17 protein-coding genes are annotated in these 17,098 nt (G+C 54.1%); 7 read left to right on the top strand and 10 right to left on the bottom strand.

The features are described from left to right. The coding region (locus PGL01S_RS31520) for an S-layer homology domain-containing protein (protein ID WP_280525722.1) at positions 1-944 on the bottom strand (944 nt) is incomplete at its 3' end. Positions 945-1,072: 128 nt separating this feature from the next. Here PGL01S_RS31520 and PGL01S_RS28745 point away from each other — a divergent pair. Beyond that, positions 1,073-1,948 (top strand): SMP-30/gluconolactonase/LRE family protein, encoded by an 876-nt coding sequence (locus PGL01S_RS28745; RefSeq protein ID WP_127498837.1) that lies wholly within the window; start codon positions 1,073-1,075, stop codon positions 1,946-1,948. Between the two features lie 67 nt (positions 1,949-2,015). Here PGL01S_RS28745 and PGL01S_RS28740 read toward each other — a convergent pair whose 3' ends face one another. From PGL01S_RS28740 to PGL01S_RS28725, 4 genes are all read right to left on the bottom strand, one after another. Beyond that, positions 2,016-2,696: an LbetaH domain-containing protein gene (locus PGL01S_RS28740; protein ID WP_127498835.1), complete on the bottom strand. Its 681-nt coding sequence runs from the start codon at positions 2,694-2,696 to the stop codon at positions 2,016-2,018. A gap of 81 nt (positions 2,697-2,777) precedes the next feature. After that, positions 2,778-3,128, bottom strand: coding sequence for a hypothetical protein (locus tag PGL01S_RS28735; RefSeq protein ID WP_127498833.1), 351 nt, complete (start codon positions 3,126-3,128; stop codon positions 2,778-2,780). Beyond that, positions 3,112-4,554, bottom strand: coding sequence for a radical SAM protein (locus PGL01S_RS28730; RefSeq protein WP_127498831.1), 1,443 nt, complete (start codon positions 4,552-4,554; stop codon positions 3,112-3,114). Before PGL01S_RS28730 ends, PGL01S_RS28735 begins: the two co-directional genes overlap by 17 nt. A gap of 2 nt (positions 4,555-4,556) precedes the next feature. Next, positions 4,557-5,318, bottom strand: a complete 762-nt coding sequence (locus PGL01S_RS28725) for a prolipoprotein diacylglyceryl transferase (RefSeq protein ID WP_127498829.1) — start codon at positions 5,316-5,318, stop codon at positions 4,557-4,559. A 173-nt stretch (positions 5,319-5,491) separates the two neighbouring features. On the opposite strand from PGL01S_RS28725, the gene PGL01S_RS28720 reads away from it, so the two are divergent. After that, on the top strand, positions 5,492-6,256 hold the full coding sequence (locus tag PGL01S_RS28720; protein WP_127498827.1) for an SDR family oxidoreductase: 765 nt from the start codon (positions 5,492-5,494) through the stop codon (positions 6,254-6,256). A 56-nt stretch (positions 6,257-6,312) separates the two neighbouring features. On the opposite strand, the gene PGL01S_RS28715 is transcribed toward PGL01S_RS28720, so the two are convergent. The 4 genes from PGL01S_RS28715 to PGL01S_RS28700 form a co-directional block, all read right to left on the bottom strand. Then, positions 6,313-8,412: a CocE/NonD family hydrolase gene (locus PGL01S_RS28715; RefSeq protein ID WP_127498825.1), complete on the bottom strand. Its 2,100-nt coding sequence runs from the start codon at positions 8,410-8,412 to the stop codon at positions 6,313-6,315. Positions 8,413-8,424: 12 nt separating this feature from the next. After that, on the bottom strand, positions 8,425-9,585 hold the full coding sequence (locus PGL01S_RS28710; RefSeq protein WP_127498822.1) for a dipeptidase: 1,161 nt from the start codon (positions 9,583-9,585) through the stop codon (positions 8,425-8,427). 12 nt (positions 9,586-9,597) lie between these two features. Further along, positions 9,598-10,575, bottom strand: coding sequence for an ornithine cyclodeaminase family protein (locus PGL01S_RS28705; RefSeq protein ID WP_127498820.1), 978 nt, complete (start codon positions 10,573-10,575; stop codon positions 9,598-9,600). A gap of 138 nt (positions 10,576-10,713) precedes the next feature. After that, positions 10,714-11,760, bottom strand: coding sequence for a GGDEF domain-containing protein (locus tag PGL01S_RS28700; RefSeq protein ID WP_127498817.1), 1,047 nt, complete (start codon positions 11,758-11,760; stop codon positions 10,714-10,716). Between the two features lie 284 nt (positions 11,761-12,044). On the opposite strand from PGL01S_RS28700, the gene PGL01S_RS28695 reads away from it, so the two are divergent. The 4 genes from PGL01S_RS28695 (at position 12,045) to PGL01S_RS28680 (ending at position 14,324) form a co-directional block, all read left to right on the top strand. Continuing rightward, positions 12,045-12,335: a hypothetical protein gene (locus tag PGL01S_RS28695; RefSeq protein ID WP_127498815.1), complete on the top strand. Its 291-nt coding sequence runs from the start codon at positions 12,045-12,047 to the stop codon at positions 12,333-12,335. Positions 12,336-12,351: 16 nt separating this feature from the next. After that, positions 12,352-13,284 carry an FAD:protein FMN transferase gene (locus PGL01S_RS28690; protein ID WP_127498813.1) on the top strand — a complete coding sequence of 311 codons (933 nt, stop codon included), beginning with the start codon at positions 12,352-12,354 and terminating at the stop codon, positions 13,282-13,284. Then, complete coding sequence (locus PGL01S_RS28685) at positions 13,281-13,904, top strand: ferric reductase-like transmembrane domain-containing protein (protein ID WP_127498811.1); 624 nt, start codon at positions 13,281-13,283, stop codon at positions 13,902-13,904. Before PGL01S_RS28690 ends, PGL01S_RS28685 begins: the two co-directional genes overlap by 4 nt. A 132-nt stretch (positions 13,905-14,036) precedes the next feature. Further along, entirely contained in the window at positions 14,037-14,324 is a 288-nt protein-coding gene (locus PGL01S_RS28680) for a hypothetical protein (protein WP_127498809.1), read from the top strand. Positions 14,325-14,768: 444 nt separating this feature from the next. Here PGL01S_RS28680 and PGL01S_RS28675 read toward each other — a convergent pair whose 3' ends face one another. After that, positions 14,769-15,650 (bottom strand): LysR family transcriptional regulator, encoded by an 882-nt coding sequence (locus tag PGL01S_RS28675; protein WP_127498807.1) that lies wholly within the window; start codon positions 15,648-15,650, stop codon positions 14,769-14,771. 108 nt (positions 15,651-15,758) lie between these two features. Between PGL01S_RS28675 and PGL01S_RS28670 the strand changes: the two genes are divergently transcribed. Further along, on the top strand, positions 15,759-17,057 hold the full coding sequence (locus PGL01S_RS28670) for an adenylosuccinate synthase (RefSeq protein ID WP_127498805.1): 1,299 nt from the start codon (positions 15,759-15,761) through the stop codon (positions 17,055-17,057). Positions 17,058-17,098: the final 41 nt, after the last annotated feature.

Here is a 17,098-nt window from a genome sequence, read left to right as displayed (position 1 = left end):
GGTTGCTCGCCAGAGCCGTCGCTTGGCTGCTCGCCAGAGCCGTCGCCTGGCTGCTCGCCAGAGCCGTCGCCTGGCTGCTCGCCAGAGCCGTCGCCTGGTTGCTCGCCAGAGCCGTCGCCTGGCTGCTCGCCAGAGCCGTCGCCTGGCTGCTCGCCAGAACCGTCGCCTGGTTGCTCGCCAGAGCCGTCGCCTGGTTGCTCGCCTCCGTTGTTCTCACCATTGTTGTCACTCGGCTGCGGAGTTGACGGAGTCGGCGTATACACCGGAGTTGGAGTCGGTGTAGGCGTCGGAGTTGGTGTAGCCGGCGGTACATATTGCTGCTTGGCTTCATACGCGCCTGTCAGAAGCAGGTCGCGCGTTGCATTGGCTTGTCCGCCGAACTTTCCGTCTGCGCCGTTACTCAGCACCTTTAATTCGAGGGCTAACGCAACATAACCTTGTGCCCAATCCGATACGGTCGTATCCGATCCCGTTTTTGTTTTAGCGTCAGCGTTTTTGCCAAGAACTCTAACCAGGAAGGTTGCCAGCTGCTCTTTGGTCACTTTGCCCGCAGGGTCGTAAACGCCAGCTCCGTACCCCTCCGTTACGCCCGCTGATTTAAGCGCTTCGATGTATGGCAGAGCGTAGCCGTTGGCCGCGTCATCGGCCTTTACGTCCTTGAAGCTGGACGTCTTCAGCGATTCGTCCGTTTTGAGCCCCATAATAAGCGAGGCTACCTTCGCGAACTGGGCACGGTTCATTTCCTCCTTCAGACCAAAGGTGGTGTCGGAAACGCCGTCGAAGATTCCCGCGCTGATCATGGCGTCAAACTTGGCTTTTGTTGCCGCGTCCAGGTCCTTCAAGTCCGTGAAATCAGCGGAGGTCTTACTGTTGGCAAAGCTTAAAGAAGCGTATGAGCAGAGAAGTATAACTAAAGCAATGCCTGCGATTTTCTTTTTCATCATTATCATTCCTTCCCCTTAGAATGCAATCCCTGCCGTTTAGACAATCCATTGCAAAACCCCGTCTTCCAGGTTCATACTGTTTATATCGGAATTCATTTGTATTTCTTGGATAGGAGAGGAAGTCAATTTTGAAAAAATATGAGGCGAAATGCCTACTAGAGGCGCGAAATGAGCTGGGGGAAGGCCCGGTATGGGATGAGCGGCTTCAGGAATTGCTCTGGGTCGATATAGAAGGCCGTCAATTACACCGTTACCGTCCAAACGACGGAAGAAAGCTCCAGATCCAGACGGAGAAAATGATCAGCGCGGCGGTTCCGGCAGAGGATGGCACCTGGTTAATCGCGCTGGCGGACGGCTTTTACCGGTTGAATCTGGAGTCAGGCGATATATCCTTGATTGCCCGCACGGAGGAAGAGACGGCGACGAACCGGCTGAATGACGGCAAATGCGATCCGGCGGGCCGGTTGTGGGCAGGAACCATGATCTCCACGAGGAAACGGAACGGTCATCTCTACGTTCTGGAGGACGGCAAGTTATCGAAGCGGTTAAGCGGGATTGGCTGCTCCAACGGGCTGGCGTGGACGGCGGACGGAACGGTCATGTACTACATAGATACCTTCGAGAATGAGGTATACGCCTTTGATTACGACGCTGCCAGCGGACAGATCGCTAATCGGCGGATTGTGATCAGATTCCCGGAGGGGGAAGGCAGTCCGGATGGCATGAGCATCGATTCGGAAGGGATGCTGTGGATTGGACATTGGGGAGGGTGGCAGATCGGGAGATGGAACCCCTTAACCGGCGAAAAACTCGCCACGATCCCAATTCCCGTCCGGAATGTCACTTCCTGCGCCTTTGGCGGCGAGAATTTGGACGAGCTGTACATTACGACAGCTAGAATCGGCAATGACGAGGAGCAGCTTATGGAACAGCCTCTCGCCGGAGCTATTTTCCGCGTGAAGCTGGATGTTAAGGGATTGCCCGTGCAGCGGGCGAGAGGTTAACGCTGGAGAAAGGCATTACAATAGATAAAAAGCCGGGAGACTCCGATAAGGAGGCCTCCCGGCTTTTTTAACTCAATAGATTCGCATGGTTATAAGCGATTCCGCAGGAGCACCGGCTGGTGCCGAACATCGCGTTGTACGAAGGCGGGAATTCCGTGTTAATCCGTATGACCTGCTCGGCGAACTCTTCGGAGCTCTTCGGTACCGGACTAAGCGAATCGGCCTTTGCCTGCGTATCGATATGCGCGCCTGGCGGAACAAATCGGTTAGCCGGGATCCTTACCCCGTTTGTCACAATCGCGTCCATCGAGACATAAGAGCCGCGTCCCACCTCCGCATTAAAGACAATCGCCTTGAAGCTTACGAACACATCATCCTCGATCAGGCAAGGACCGTGGATAATAGCCCCGTGCGCAACGGAGACTCTTTTGCCAATAAAGATGGAGTAGCTTTTACCGCACACTTCAATGCTTTGATTAGCCAATCCGTGCAAAATAACGCCGTCCTGAATATTCGAATTCGAGCCGATGAGAAACGGGGTTCCTTCGTCGGCCCGAAGGGCGGCACTGGGGGCAACATACACATTGTCGCAGATGCGCACATCGCCAATCACGCTCGTAAACGGACTTACGTAAGCGGTAGGACGGATAGAGGGAAACCGCTCTACGGGATTAATGGACGTAACCGGATTAGGGCTAATAAACCGCGCGAATAGATTTACGGGGCCTATTGGAAGATGGGAACCCATGTCGTAATCTCCTTGTGACCGAATAGGGAATGCTTTTCTATTAAGCTATTCCGCTAATAGGCAAATGCCACAGGGGATTTCCTAAAGCGAGAGATTGCCGCTGACCAGAAGGCCGAAGCAAGCCGCATTCACAAGAAACGTAATGCCGGCGCCGATCAGGAGGCCCTGAACGATGCCGGTTTTTTTATTGAACACTAATATAGCCGGAAGCAGATAGACAATTTGAGCAATGCTGATGAAAAAGAAGCCGATCGGGAAAAGGAACAGCAGGCAGTGCAGCAAGGCCAATATTCCGATGCCTAGGAATACATGCTTTACGTGATGCGGCGATTTTTCGTAAGGCGATTTGCTGGGGCTTCCCGGCTGCCTGTTATCTCTGTTATCTCTGTTATCTCTGTTATCCCCGTTATCCCCGTTATTGACTCCAGTCATAGACCTTCCCTCCCGGACGCATATCGAATTCCTCTCTCAGCTCGGCGAGCTTCTTCTCCTGCTCCGCCGTGCGATAGAACATGTTATAGGTATCAAACGGAATGATTCTGCCGTCCGGATGCGCGATATGCACGCAGGATTTCTTGACCGAACGCACATCGAAGTTATACGGATCCAGAAACTGCATAATGATGACCCGGAATACATTGTCGTAGCTGATATGCTCGGGTACGGAAACAAGCGGCAGGCAGCACAGCAGGCTCTTCAGCGATAAAGCCGAGGAAGCAGGCGAATGGGCCGTTGAGAACAGCTCGAAGATTCGCGACTTCAGCGTTTCGTCCTGCTCGAACACGATGGTATTGCGGCCGCCGTCCAGCAAAATTTGGGGATCGATTAACCCGGTTAACGGGATGGCCCCTCCGCCAAGCTTTAACGCGTAACCCATCGCAAGGCAATCCGGATGGCAAGGAACCGGGATGACATCCTCCGCGCGGAAAATGCCCGATTGATCAATGATGCCCTGCCGTACCTCGCTAAGCGTAAGCCGGTCCTTGGCCGGGTCGAACTCTTCCAGTCTTCCCGCTGCCTGAATCGGCTGGAACGTGACGCCGCGCACGGCGCGCTGCTTCAGGCCGAACTGAATAATATCGCCAATCTCGTGATCGTTCAGGCCTTTCTTCAGCGTAACAACCAGCGTGGTCGAAATGTTGAACTCGTTCAGATGCTCTAGCGCTCTGCGCCGCACATCGCGAAGGTCCACGCCGCGCAGCTCCCGGAGCGTCTCTTCCTCAAAGCTGTCGAACTGCAGGTAGATTTCGAAGCCCGGCATATATTGGGCCAGCCGTTCGGCGAACTTTCTGTCCTGGGCGATCCGCAGACCGTTGGTGTTCACCATGACATGCTTGATGGGCTTGCTCTTCACCAGGTCCAATATTTCGAAAAACTGCGGGTGAATCGTAGGCTCTCCGCCACTGATCTGCACGATATCCGGCTCGCCTTCGTTGCGGACGATCGCATCCAGCATGAACTCGATTTGCTCAAGCGAACGATAGGAGCCGGCATGCGGGGAGGATTCCGCGTAGCAGATCGGACATTGCAGGTTGCAGCGCTCGGTAATTTCGAGCAGCGTCAGGCAGCTGTGCTGCTCATGGTCGGGGCATAGCCCGCAGTCGTAGGGGCAGCCATAGCGGATCGGAGTGTTCCATACCTCCGGCATTTCCGCGGGCTTCAGAAACTCCCGGCACTTTTTGTAATACTCCGCATCGCTTGCGATTAGTACCTTTTCGCGGCCGTGCTGTCCGCAATATTTCAGAAGGAATACCTGATTGTCCTCAATGATCACTTTCGCTTCAACCTTGCGCAGGCATTTGGAGCATACGCTGCTCGTCAACTCGTAGAAAATATAAGGTCTGTTTTTGGTTGTCATCGTTACAATTCCTTTCTGTGCGAGCGCTGCGGCCGTATAAGCCACTTGGATAAAAGAACGGCGTAATAGGCGAGTCCGGCGATACAGGCAAGCTGTACATTGTTGAGTCCTAGATAGAAATGCGGTGTTGGCTTAATGAAATCGATAACGAAGCGAAACAGCAGGTAACCGGTCATAAACAATTGAAAGACGGCTCCGCCCGGCAAGCTGCCTTTTCGTTTCGAACGGAAGAGGAAGGCGCCCAGCAGCAGGAGGAAAGCAATCTCGTACAGCTGCGTCGGATGCCGGAGTACCCCGTCACCGAAATCGATTCCGGTAATCCAGCTCGTGGCCACGCCGTACGTATGATCGTCAAGACCGGTCAGGAAGCAGCCGATTCGCCCGATGACCATTCCTACGATAAGAGGTACTGCCATGTCGTCGCCCGTGGAGCGGGAATAGCCAATGCGCTTCTTCGTCCATTCGACGCCGATAAGGCCGCCGAGCAGCCCGCCAACAATCGTTTTGCCCTCCATGAGATAGGTGTAGCTGTTCCAATTCTCAAGCGTTAAGCGAGGGTCCTCGAACCAGTACAGCAGCTTGGAACCAACCGCCGCGCCCATGATGGCGCCAACGATAACCCACATGCCCTGCACGATCGGCATTTTGTCTTTGCTTCTTGTGTAGAGGTAGACGCGGAAGCCGATAAAATACGCGAGTGTTTCGAATACCGCATGGGGATGCAGCTTTACAAACCCGAGATCAATCCAGACAGGGAAAGTCATGATGCGCTCCAATCTATCGTATTGGCTTATTTTGTATAGATTCGCTTATCGATACAGAAATCCCTTTCGATTTCCATAAGCTTTCCTCGGCCCGGGAATGAGACCGCAACATTACAAAATAGCTCCCATGGTACAAATAAAGATGTAAAAAACGGGAGGAGCTGAAGCAGAGCATGAACGGATTAAACGGAAAAATGGCACTGGTAACCGGCGCGAGCAGAGGGATTGGCCGCGCGATTGCGCTGAGACTTGCAGAGGAGGGGGCGATGGTAGCCGTTCATTACGGTTCTAATCATGATGCGGCGGCCGACGTCGTAAGACAGATCGGACAGCTGGGAGGAGAAGCCTTTGCCATAGGGCAGGAGCTTAATACGGCTGCCGGCGCTGCTAAGCTTTTTGAAGAATTGGATCTGGCCTTGGAACGGCGTACGGGAGAGAAGTATTTTGATATTCTTGTTAACAATGCAGGCGTGGGACTCCCTGTGTCCATCGAGGAAACAACGGAAGCCGACTTCGACCTTGTGATGAATACCAATGTGAAGGGTCCGTTTTTCCTTATTCAGCAAGCATTACCCCGACTAAGAGACGGCGGGAGGATCATTAACTTGTCTTCTGCGGTAACTAGAATTTCCTTGCCGGGGGTCGCGGCGTACAGCATGAGCAAAGGGGCGGTCAATACGCTTACGTTATCGTTATCCACCCAGCTTGCGCCCCGCGGGATAACCGTTAATGCTGTGCAGCCCGGCTTTGTCGCCACGGATATGAACAAGGCTATGCTGCAGGATGAATCGGGCTATCAATTCGGTGCCGGGTATTCGAGCTTCGGCAGATGGGGAGAGCCTTCGGATATCGCGGATGTCGCCGCGTTTCTCGCTTCCTCCGACAGCCGCTGGATTACGGGACAGTGCATAGATGCAAGCGGAGGGTCGCATTTATAAGAATGTGAGGAAAGGCCGGGAATCTCTCTGGAAGAGATGCCCGGCCTTGCATCGTATTATTCGCCAAGCACGGGCAGCAGAACGTGGCTTGGGTATTGCTCGGAGTGATAGATGGTTTGCGTAGCCGGAATCGGCTCCGGATCGTCATACGGGTTCAGACCCGTATTGGAATTCGGGAACGCGACAAATTTGCTGGACGACGTAATCGAGAAGCGGATGCGGTGTCCGGCAGGGAACTGATGCGCGATATTCGGCAGGAAAATTTCGAATTTCTCTACCTGGCCAGGCGTCAGCAGCTCCGGCTTGTCATAGCCGTGACGGTATTTGGCGCGTACGATGTAGCTGGAGAGCAGAATGGAATTGCCGGCTTCATCCACGTCGCTAAGCGCGACAACCCAGTCGGTATCGACCGCCGAGCTTGCCGCATAGAGAACGGCAGACAGTTCGCCGGCAATCTTAAGCGGCTGCTCCAGCTTGTCGCCGGTATAGCAGAGCACGTCCTGGCGGAGCTCGATCGTACGGCGGTTTTCCGGGATCCGCTCCCCGGCATCCACGACCGGATCAGCCGGGTTATAGATATAAACATCGGGGCTGTTGCCTTGCTGCGGCTGCCGCAGCGTCAGCTTGCCGTCGCCAAAGGCCGAGTTCGCCCGTCCGCCGCCTCCGAGGTAGAAAGGCGTAACGGCCGCTTCGACCGGCGTCCAATCCGCCGATGTCCGCCATTTGTTCTCGCCTACCACGTAGTAGCGAGCGCGTGGCTCCTCGTTAATGCCGTTTGCCGTACCCTTCAGGAAATGGTCGAACCAGCGGAGGACGTTAACGTCGTAGTCGTAGACGACGGCATCCTCGCCAAAGGCGGTGCCTTCCAAGTCACGGGCGCGGTTTGGACCGTGCTCCCACGGGCCAAGCCAGATTTTTCGGTTCGGAACGTCATGCTCGGTGAGCAGGCGCCACGTTTCCGATACGCCGGGGCTGTCGCCGTCGTACCAGCCGGAGATGACGAACATCGGAGCTTTAATCTGGTCCGCACGCTCCGAGTGGGTGCAGTTCTTCCAGTATTCGTCGTACTCGGGATGCTGGCTCCAGAAGTCCCAAGGACCGGAATTCCTGCCGATCATCTGCTGCGGGATGTCTCTGATCGGACGCGCTTCAACGGCCTTGGCCGGGTCAATGGTAATGCCGCCAAAGATCTCGAAGTCTGTCCGGGTGCCAACCGATTGGGCAAGCGTCCAGGAGAGCAGCGGCCAGGAGCAGACGGTGCCGCCGCGGCGGACCGTATCGACAAACGGCGACCCGACGTTAACTTCGTTCACGACCGCCTTCAGATTCGGATGTCCGCTGGTGGATGCCGCCATGACGACGTAACCAAGATAGGAGGCGCCCCACATGCCAACATCGCCATTCGACCATTCCTGGGAAATAATCCAGTCGATCGTATCGCTGCCGTCTTCGCGTTCGTAATAGAACGGGACAAGTTCGCCTTCGGAGTCGGCGCGTCCCCGGACATCCTGGTTCACCACGGCATACCCCTTGTTCGCCCAGCGCAGGAAATGCTCCTTCTTGCCGGCCCGGTCATAGCAGGTTCGGACAAGAATCGTAGGCAGCTTTGCACCCGGCTGAATGCCTTCCGGCAGATAGACGTCGGTTGCGAGCTTCAGACCGTCACGCATTGGAACCAGGAACGTACCGAGATCATTTACGCCGTATTCGGGCTTGGACAGCAGGGGATCGTCGTACACGACAAGCGGAGTGAGCTTCTCCATTCCTTCCTGCACGATAATCTCCATGCCGTAGCGGTTCGGGCAGAGGAAGGCGATAACGGCGCCGTCCAGCGTTACGATATCCACGGCGGTGTCTTTCCGTCTGGCCCATACCTGCGAAGTGCGTCCTTGCTCATCGGTATAAGTGAGATGACGGTGATAGGCTTCGCCATTCGCGGTCACAACGCGCTCTCCGGACCATTCGGTCTTGCTGTAGACCGGGAGATTCTCGCGAATTTGCTGAAGCGGGAGAATGTATTTCGCCTGCGGGTCCAGCGCATGCTCCCGCATCTGCGTACGCCGTCTGCGGTCTACTCGGGCATGCATCACTTTATCCTCCGTAAAACGAAGCTTACCCTCGTATACGCCCGCGCAATAAAAGTTGTAAATCGTCATATGCAGCTCCTCCTATCCCCATACCTGTTCGAAAATACGCAGCCAGTTGCCGCCAATGATCTTGCTGACCTCTTCATCGGAATAACCCCTTGCCACCAGTCCCCGGGTAAAGTTGATGAACAAGCCGTATTGCTCGAGTCCGGCGACAAGCTCGGTGGACGGTCCGTCTCCTTTGGCAAAGCCAAGCTTAGGGGCGATATGCTCCTTGAAATAGACGAGGGACCAGTCGACGTCGCTCATGGGCCAGTCTGTTCCGATACCGACATGGTCAACGCCAACTAGACGAACGATATAGTCGATGTGATCGAGCACATGATCGATGGTTGTAGCCTGCGGATCGCCATTAACGAACCATGGCATGGCAAAGACGCCGATTACGCCGCCCGTAGCGGCAATCTCGCGAAGCTCGGCATCGCTTTTGCAGCGGCGGTGAGGATAGATCGCTTCTACGCCCGTATGGGAAGCGATAACCGGCTGGGTGGAGAGACGGCAGGCATCCAGCGTGGTTTGCTCGCCGCAATGGCTGGTGTCGACAACGATGCCAAGCTCATTCATGCGGCTTATAAACGCCATGCCGAAGTTAGAAACGCCGCCATTCGCCAGCTCCATACACCCGGAAGCGATGGCATTCTGATTATTATAGGTTAATTGAAGCACCCGAAGGCCAAAGCCGTGAAGAGCCTCGAGCAGGTCGAGGTTCTTGCCGAGACCGCCCGGATCCTGCGAAGTGACGATGCCGGCTTTAAGCCCTTTGCGCTTGGCTTCGCGGATATCGTCTGCCGTTAGCGCCTTCACAAGCCAGTCGAACCGGTCGAACTGCTCCTGCATTTCGCCCATGCTCGTTATAATTGCTTCCGGGCTGGACAAATCCACTTCCCGGTTGCCGGCCGTGATTCCGGAGCGGTACCACTCTTCCTTGAAGGCAGGCAGTTCGCCGCTTACGGACATTTGCCGCAGACGTTTGGCAGGGAGGGCGCTGTATGCCATCGGGTCATCCTTCAGGGCTTCGCACTCTTCTTTGATTTGCGCCGATACTTCGGCGGGAACAACGCGGGGGGATAAAGGTCCCTGGAACAGCAGGTCGATTACGATGCTGCGTTCATGGATATCCAGTGCCCGCTTTTCTTGCTCCGGGGTGAGGTGAAAGTCGTACAATCCTTGATGATCCTTCATGATGACACGCTCCTAGATTGCGATAGTTATACCTTTGCCTTGAAGCTTGGCTTGCTCATAAAGATAAGCCGCCACGGCCAGATCCTCAACGGCCAGGCCAAGCGATTTGAAGAGAGTAACGTCCTTGTCCGAGGCTCTGCCCGGAGCAAGGCCAAGAAGGATTTCGCCGATCTCGCCGATAATATGATCGCTGCCGATCACCCCCTCTTGAAGGGGAATCAGATAGTCCCCGGCTTCGTTTACGGCCGATTCATGCCGGTCGACATACAGCTTCGCCTGCCGGACAACGCTTGTAGCGAGCTCCCGGTCGGGAGCCCGGCAAGCGCCAACGGCGTTAATATGCGCGCCTTCGGGAATCCACTCTCCCTGCAGAACGGGAGTTGTAGAGGAGGTGAGGGTACAGATAATATCGGCCTCCGCAACGGCCTGCTGCGCGGTAGCCGATATCTCGATCGTCAGCTCCGGGTATTTGGCGCCCATCTCATTCTGAAATCTGGTCGCATGCTCCAGGTTAGGACTCCATATACGGACAAGGTCGATCGGGCGGACAAGAAGCAATGCCTCGAGATGAGTGCGGGCTTGCTCGCCTGTTCCGATTAACGCAAGAACCCGCGAGTCTTCTCTTGCGAGCAGCTTCGTTGCGGCCGCACTGACGGCGGCGGTACGTATGGCCGTTACGTTACGGCCGTCAACAATGGCGTTTATCGCGCCATTCTCCGCGTTAAACAAAGCAATAACGCCCTGATGGGAGGGAAGGCCGCGGTTATGATTGTGAGGGAAGACGCTGATCAGCTTCGCTCCAACGGCCTCCTGCGAGGCGAGATACGCCGGCATGAGTCCCATTAAGCCGCCCTGGCGGACGGGAACAACGGACCGGAGCTGCTGCTCGGCTTGTCCGGCGGACAAATCGGACAGGACGTTTTCCATAAGCGGAATGCAGGCTTCCATCGTTAATAATTCGGATACAACGTTACGGTCAATGACTAACATGATGCGCTCACCTGCTTGCTGTCGAATGTAGATCTATTTTATTTTACCTCAAAAATATTAGGGAGTGTAAGCGTTGCTTGGAGCAGCAAAAAAAGAGCCCGCCGGTTATCCGGCAAGCTCTTCCAAGAGGGACCGATTCTAGCCGAACTGGCTTCGGTAGATGGTGTTTCGGCCGTTTCTTTTGGCCGTGTAGAGGGCCTGGTCGCATTTCGTATACATCGATTCCATATGGGTGTGCTGATCCGGAACGACGGTGAGCACTCCCATGCTTATCGTGTAGGAGACAGGCAGGCTGGTCGGAGCGGACTGCAGCATGATCTTAATCCGTTCGGCCAGCGCGCTTGATTCCTGCTCGCCCTTGCCGGGAAGCAGAATGCCGAATTCGTCTCCGCCGTAACGCACGAACAAGTCGTCCTTGTCCAAGTAATGCCGGATTCGCTTCGTTACGTCCTGCAGCACGAGATCGCCGGTATGATGGCCGTATTTATCGTTAATGTCCTTAAAGCTGTCGATATCAAACAGCAGGTACGAGACCGCCTCGCCTTTCTTGGCATAGTGATTCAAGTACCTCTTGGCGCTGGTCATAAACGTTCTTCGATTTAACGCACCGGTCAGATCGTCATAGCTTGCGTAATGAAGCAGCTCCTGGTTGGTCTTTTCCTTCCACAGCAGCATAAAGCCCATAATCCCCAGGATCGTAAGAATATAGATCGTCACCAGATAGAGCAATTGGTAGATCCCCGGCGTATAAAAGCTTGCGGGAATATCCGTAAAGAGAGCGGTTGTTCCTCTGACCAGATTGGCCGCAATCACAAACAGATAAATATATCCTATGACTTTCATAAGCGGGGAAGGTCCTTTGATCAGCCTGTACATAGGGGCAAGTATGATGGCGAGAGCGGCAGAGCAATAGGCGATTCGGGCCTCCTCTTCGTTATGGAGCAGCATGATGAGGTGAAACCCCGCAATGCTGAGAGGGATAGCCAGTCTGTACATGATTTTATAGCGTGTCCGCCATTCGTTTCTTAATCGTAACATGGAGATGGTCTCAAGGGAGGCTCCGATGAACATGAGGGAATTGGCAACGGAGATAGTCAGAAAGTCCGGGATATCTCCGCGCAGGACAACAAGAAACCAGGAGCAGGACTGAAGGCATTTGGCCAGGAAAAAGATTCTGACCGGCAAGGCTCTGATCACATCCCGCCAATAAGCGCTTATAAGGATGAAGGTAAATAAATAAGCAATTCCAAGAAAAATAAGGATTGTTGTCGAATCCAGCAGTATGTTAATGGTGGTCACCAGCCTGACGAGAAAAATATCCGTTACTGCCGATTATAGCAGGATGCAGGAAACGGTTGGAAGACGTTATTCGTAAAAATTAATCCGGAATCTTATTTCAGCTACGTTTAAGGAAGAGGAGATACACTGTCAATTATAGGACATTTGACGGGTGTAGAGGAGGCAATATTATGGCAAATTCCAAATGGGTGAAATGGGTTGTCGGTCTTTCCAGCGTAGCGTTATTTACGGGGATGGTGGGCGTTATCAATCATTCTTCGGCAAATTCAACAACAAGTCCGGTCAGCAGCGACGTTCTAAATAGCAGTCCATCCGATGAAGGAATCCAGGGTAATGACGGCACGGGCTCCTTCGAGCAAAGGCCGTTTGGCCGCGGACACGGCATGGGACAGGATTTCGGCTCGGGAACGGACTTCGGAACAGGTTCCGGCGACGAAGGCATGCGGACGCATGCTTCATAGCAGGGAGGGAGCATAGATGGCTTTGCATAGATTCCGGGCGATGAATTCGCAGTTTTTCACAAAAGGACTGCATGAAGGCGCGCAGGCGATGGCGGAAAGCTGGATCACTGTCGTAGAAGAGAAGCTGAGCCGGTTCAATCCGCGCAGCGAGCTGTCCCACATGAACCGGTCTGCCGGACAACCTTTTTCCGCCTCCACGCTGCTCTATGAAGTAATGGCTGAGGCCAACCGTTATTATGAAGCGACAGACGGTCTGTTTAATCCTTATATGGGACATGTCATTCGCGAGCTTGGATATTCCGGGACGTTTGAATCCTTGGCGGAGAAGTCGGCGCATGTGAAGCCGGTGTTTGCAGCTAATCCCTTTGATTGCGAGCAGCCTTTGATTCTGGACCCGGGCACAAGAGCGTTAACGCTGAATTTGAAGCTTGCGGTCGACTTGGGTGGATTCGCGAAAGGATGGAGCGCCCATCAGCTGTCCCTCATGATTCAGCATGCGGGCGTACGTTCCGGTGCGATTGGAGCGGGCGGAGATATTGCGCTGTGGGGCGTGCCGGACGAAGGCTGGTCGGTTGGCATCGGTGATCCTTGGGAAACAAGCCGGGATCTGATGACGCTTCGGGTAAGGTACCCGGCGGGCATCGCCACAAGCAATACGGTTAGAAGGCAATGGAAGGATAGCGCCGGCCAAAGCCGCCATCATATTATTCATCCGCGCACGGGAGCGCCAGTCGAATCCGATCTGGCCCAGGTGACGCTGTTTGCGCCCAATCTGGCGGACGCCGAGGTATACGCGAAATGCGTCCTTCTTCTCGGCCGGGAGCAGGGCTTCGAATGGCTTGCGGGCAATCATCCGGCCTGCGCGGCGGTAGGCGTGCTGCATGACGGATCGATCCGGACGGTTGGCGCCATCGGTCAGTATGCGGAGGAAAGGGGGTTATGCGTATGAATCAGATATTGGATGCTCTAAGCGTATGGACCACAACCCGCGCGGCGGGCATTACGTCGTATTTGTTCCTGTTTCTGTCCACGATTGCCGGTATTTCCATGGGATCGCGGCTAATTAAAAATAAAGCCAAAGCGACGGTGCTGACCATTCATCAATCCGCGGGCTGGTTCGGCTTTCTGTTCGGCATGATGCACGGAGCCGTGCTGCTGTTCGACCAATACGTGGGCTATTCCGTAAGCGGACTGCTGATCCCGTTCACGTCCGAATCGCATCCCGTTCTAACGGGCATGGGGACACTCTCGTTTTATATGTGCTTTATTGTTATCCTGTCCTCCGACATGATGAAAAAGCTTGGCAAGAAAGCGTGGAAGCTGACGCATATGCTGGCATTTCCCGGGTATTTTCTAGCCCTCCTGCACGGTCTTCTGATCGGCTCGGATTCAAGCTATCCTTGGGCGCAGGCGATGTACGGGACGACGGGTATGATCGTAGCGGCGCTTATGGTCTACAGAATATGGACGGCGAAGAAGGATAAGCGTGATGCTCCAAAGAGCGGGCGGGTGACCTATCCGCAGGGGAAGCCGATCATTCTTGAGCCCAGCGACTATAAAGTACGATAAGGCCCTTTAGAGGGTCTTTTTTTTTATTTTGAACAATATGTCGGTGATACAGGCTATTGAAGGAGACAACTTTCGCACCTCCCGCATAAAATGTAAGCGTATCACATTCCTCGAATTCGGAGGTGATGAAAAGTGCTAGGATCGCTTACACTTTGGATGGAAGTTGCTTTGTGGGTCGTGCTGGGCTCGATGGGTTTAAACCTGTTGGTTGACTTGTTCAAAACGGTAACAGGCGGCAAATTCTCATTGGACTTCGTATTGGGCTACCTGAAAGACCTGTTGTACTACGTGATGCCGCTGCTTCTTCTTGCGGGACTTTCTTTAATGGACGTAACGGGCTGGGTCGTTCTGGTTGGTTATTACTTGGGCGCGCTCGCAGTGCTCCTGAAGTATCTCATGGACTTGAAAGGAAAATTATAATCCATGCTGGATGCGGCAGTCGGCAAGCGGTTATACAAGGGCTGAGCATCTTCGGATAGGATAGGCCGGGGCTTCTTACGGGAGGGCTCCGGCCTTTAGTTTTGCGCCAACCGGACGGCAGAAGCCGCCGTGGAACCAATCTTCCTCCTTGTGCACCCTTGTGCACCCTTGTGCACCCTGCATCACGCCAACGAATCTAGGTAACGCTATTCGGCTGATCTGGCGGGATTTTTATTTCTAACGAAACTACATCACGCTATTCCATGCTTCAACCCTGCTTTTTACCGCCAAAGTGTCCAATAACGTTACTACGATTCGTTAGACTTGGGAAACGGCCGATTTTCGCCAAATAGGCATATGACGTTTCGTTAGCGCGGAAAGCCCCCTGGCCCGACACTCTTTGCAAGTGTATGGCAGAGGGCTTTTTGGCATGATCAGCTTTCCTCAAGGCAATAGAGCCAGGAAGGACTTTGTCGCCGAGGACATTGGTATTCCCCGCAGCGTAGCAATGCAGATATGGCGGCCGGGCAAAGGCTCGGCTAGAGGGATTTCAACCAGCTCTCCGCGCTGCAGCTCTTCCATGACGTAGTTGCGAATGACAAAGGCCAAGCCAAAGCCGCTTTTGGCGAATTGGACAAGCAGATCCACGCTGCCGAGCTCGAATTCAGGGGTAAACGCGATACCGCGGGCCGCCGCGTAATCATCCAGATAGCTTCTTGTGCTGCTTCCTTTTTCGAGTAGTAACAGCGGATAAGAATTCAACTGGTCCAAGGTAATCGGCGGGCCGTCAGAGAGCGATTGATAACCTTTGCCCCCGACAAAACAATCTTGAAGCAGCGTGCTTTCGCGTATAGCGACTTGCTTGTCGGATACGGGCAGGCTGACAATGCCGAAGTCAATCTTGCCCTCTTTAAGGAGCGCAAGCGTCTCGGGGGTTGTCCGGTTGGTAACCCTGACGCGGACGCCGGGATGCTGCTCGTGGAACCGCTCCAGATAAGGCAGCAAATAATGCTTGCACAACGTGTCGCTCGCCCCTATCGCAATTTCCCCGGTATGGAGATTGTTCATTTCGGCTATCGCTTTTTCGCCGATCTGAACGGATTGGAAGGCTTGCTCGATATATTGCAGCAGCACGGCTCCTTCTTGGGTTAAAGTGACTCCCCTAGGCGTACGGAAGAAAAGCTGTCCTCCAAGCGTGCTCTCCAGCTGCTTGACCGTATGGCTTACCGCAGGCTGGGTAATATGCAGCTGCTCGGCGGCTTTCGATAAGCTTCCGGTTTGGGCAATCCAATAAAAAACGCGGTACCACTCCAAATTCACTTCCATAGGTATTCCTCACATTTATATCAGATATTAGTTATATGAATTATTCTAATATACTTCTCGGGCTTTATCATTAGTAAGTAAGCAATTGATGAAGCGGAGGTTATGAGAATGACAGTAACGGCGATTGTAGGCGCAAATTGGGGAGACGAAGGAAAAGGGAAGATGACCGACGCATGGGCGGCGCAGTCCTCCTATGTTGTCCGGTTCCAGGGAGGAAGCAATGCGGGGCATACGATTATTAACGATTTCGGGAAGTTTGCCCTGCATATGCTTCCTTCGGGTGTTTTTAACCCAAACGTTACGAATGTGATCGGTCCCGGCACGGCGCTGGATATGGGCGTTTTGCTGGATGAGCTGGAGGCCTTGTCGGCACGGGGAGTTCCAACTCCTAAATTAATCATTTCGGATAGAGCCCAGATTGTATTGCCGGTGCACCGGCTGTTCGATGAACTGGAAGAGGAGAGGCTGGGAAGCAACAGCTTTGGTTCCACGAGACGCGGTATTGCGCCTTTTTATGCGGATAAATATACCAAGCTTGGGATTCAGGCTGCCGATTTGCTGGAGCCTGCCCGTTTGCTTAAGCGCTTGGAGCGGCTGTTAGAATCGAAAAACGTACTTCTGCAGCATCTTTACGGCCGTCCTCCCGTGCAGGCGGAAGACTTGCTGCCGGAGCTGCTTGAGCAAGCGAAGCTTCTGGCACCGTATATAGGCGACACCGCATCGCTGCTTCAGAAAGCCTGTATCCATGGAGAACCTATTCTGCTGGAGGGACAATTAGGGGCGCTTCGGGATCCCGATCATGGGATCTATCCTTTTACCACCTCCTCTTCGACGCTTGCGGGCTTTGCGGCGGTTGGGGCAGGAATTCCTCCGTATGCCATCCAGCAGATCGTTGCCGTAACAAAGGCTTATTCCAGCTGCGTTGGCGCCGGTCCGTTTGTATCCGAGCTTCATGGAGCACAGGCGGAGGAGCTTAGGAAGCGGGGCGGAGATGCAGGGGAATACGGCGTAACGACCGGCCGGCCTAGACGCGTCGGTTGGTTTGACGCCGTTGCTACGCGATACGGCTGCCGTCTGCAGGGAGCGACCTCCGTCGTATTAACGAACCTGGATGTCTTGGGTTATTTAGACGAGATCCCGGTTTGCGTCGGCTACGAAACGGATGAAGGGATTATCGATTGCTTCCCTATTACCTCCAGGCTTGAAGAAGCAAAGCCCGTTTACAAATCAATGCCCGGCTGGAAAAGCAATATCTCGGATATTAGGCAATTCGATGAATTGCCTCTTGCCGCCCAAAAATACGTAGAGTTCGTGGAGTCCGAAATTGGCGTTCCGATCGCGACGATTTCCGTTGGACCTAGACGTGATCAGGTGATTGCGAGATCAGTGAAGTGTAAGTTAAGTTAAGTGCAGGTGAAGGGGCAATTCTCCGGGGCTTTCGGAATACG

Origin of the sequence: Paenibacillus glycanilyticus NBRC 16618 (assembly GCF_004000805.1) — a bacterium.
Classification (GTDB): Bacteria; Bacillota; Bacilli; order Paenibacillales; family Paenibacillaceae; genus Pristimantibacillus; species Pristimantibacillus glycanilyticus.
The sequence above is the reverse complement of the archived record's forward strand: the minus strand, read 5'-3'. Positions and strand labels throughout refer to the sequence as shown.

Excerpts from the sequence above, each read along its gene's own strand:
- PGL01S_RS28720 (WP_127498827.1), top strand. The coding sequence starts at position 5,492 with ATGAACGGATTAAACGGAAAAATGGCACTGGTAACCGGCGCGAGCAGA.
- PGL01S_RS28705 (WP_127498820.1), bottom strand. The coding sequence starts at position 10,575 with ATGTTAGTCATTGACCGTAACGTTGTATCCGAATTATTAACGATGGAA.
- PGL01S_RS28695 (WP_127498815.1), top strand. The coding sequence starts at position 12,045 with ATGGCAAATTCCAAATGGGTGAAATGGGTTGTCGGTCTTTCCAGCGTA.
- PGL01S_RS28670 (WP_127498805.1), top strand. The coding sequence starts at position 15,759 with ATGACAGTAACGGCGATTGTAGGCGCAAATTGGGGAGACGAAGGAAAA.
- PGL01S_RS28710 (WP_127498822.1), bottom strand. The coding sequence starts at position 9,585 with ATGAAGGATCATCAAGGATTGTACGACTTTCACCTCACCCCGGAGCAA.
- PGL01S_RS28725 (WP_127498829.1), bottom strand. The coding sequence starts at position 5,318 with ATGACTTTCCCTGTCTGGATTGATCTCGGGTTTGTAAAGCTGCATCCC.
- PGL01S_RS28675 (WP_127498807.1), bottom strand. The coding sequence starts at position 15,650 with ATGGAAGTGAATTTGGAGTGGTACCGCGTTTTTTATTGGATTGCCCAA.
- PGL01S_RS28685 (WP_127498811.1), top strand. The coding sequence starts at position 13,281 with ATGAATCAGATATTGGATGCTCTAAGCGTATGGACCACAACCCGCGCG.
- PGL01S_RS28715 (WP_127498825.1), bottom strand. The coding sequence starts at position 8,412 with ATGACGATTTACAACTTTTATTGCGCGGGCGTATACGAGGGTAAGCTT.
- PGL01S_RS28730 (WP_127498831.1), bottom strand. The coding sequence starts at position 4,554 with ATGACAACCAAAAACAGACCTTATATTTTCTACGAGTTGACGAGCAGC.
- PGL01S_RS28735 (WP_127498833.1), bottom strand. The coding sequence starts at position 3,128 with ATGACTGGAGTCAATAACGGGGATAACGGGGATAACAGAGATAACAGA.
- PGL01S_RS28740 (WP_127498835.1), bottom strand. The coding sequence starts at position 2,696 with ATGGGTTCCCATCTTCCAATAGGCCCCGTAAATCTATTCGCGCGGTTT.
- PGL01S_RS28690 (WP_127498813.1), top strand. The coding sequence starts at position 12,352 with ATGGCTTTGCATAGATTCCGGGCGATGAATTCGCAGTTTTTCACAAAA.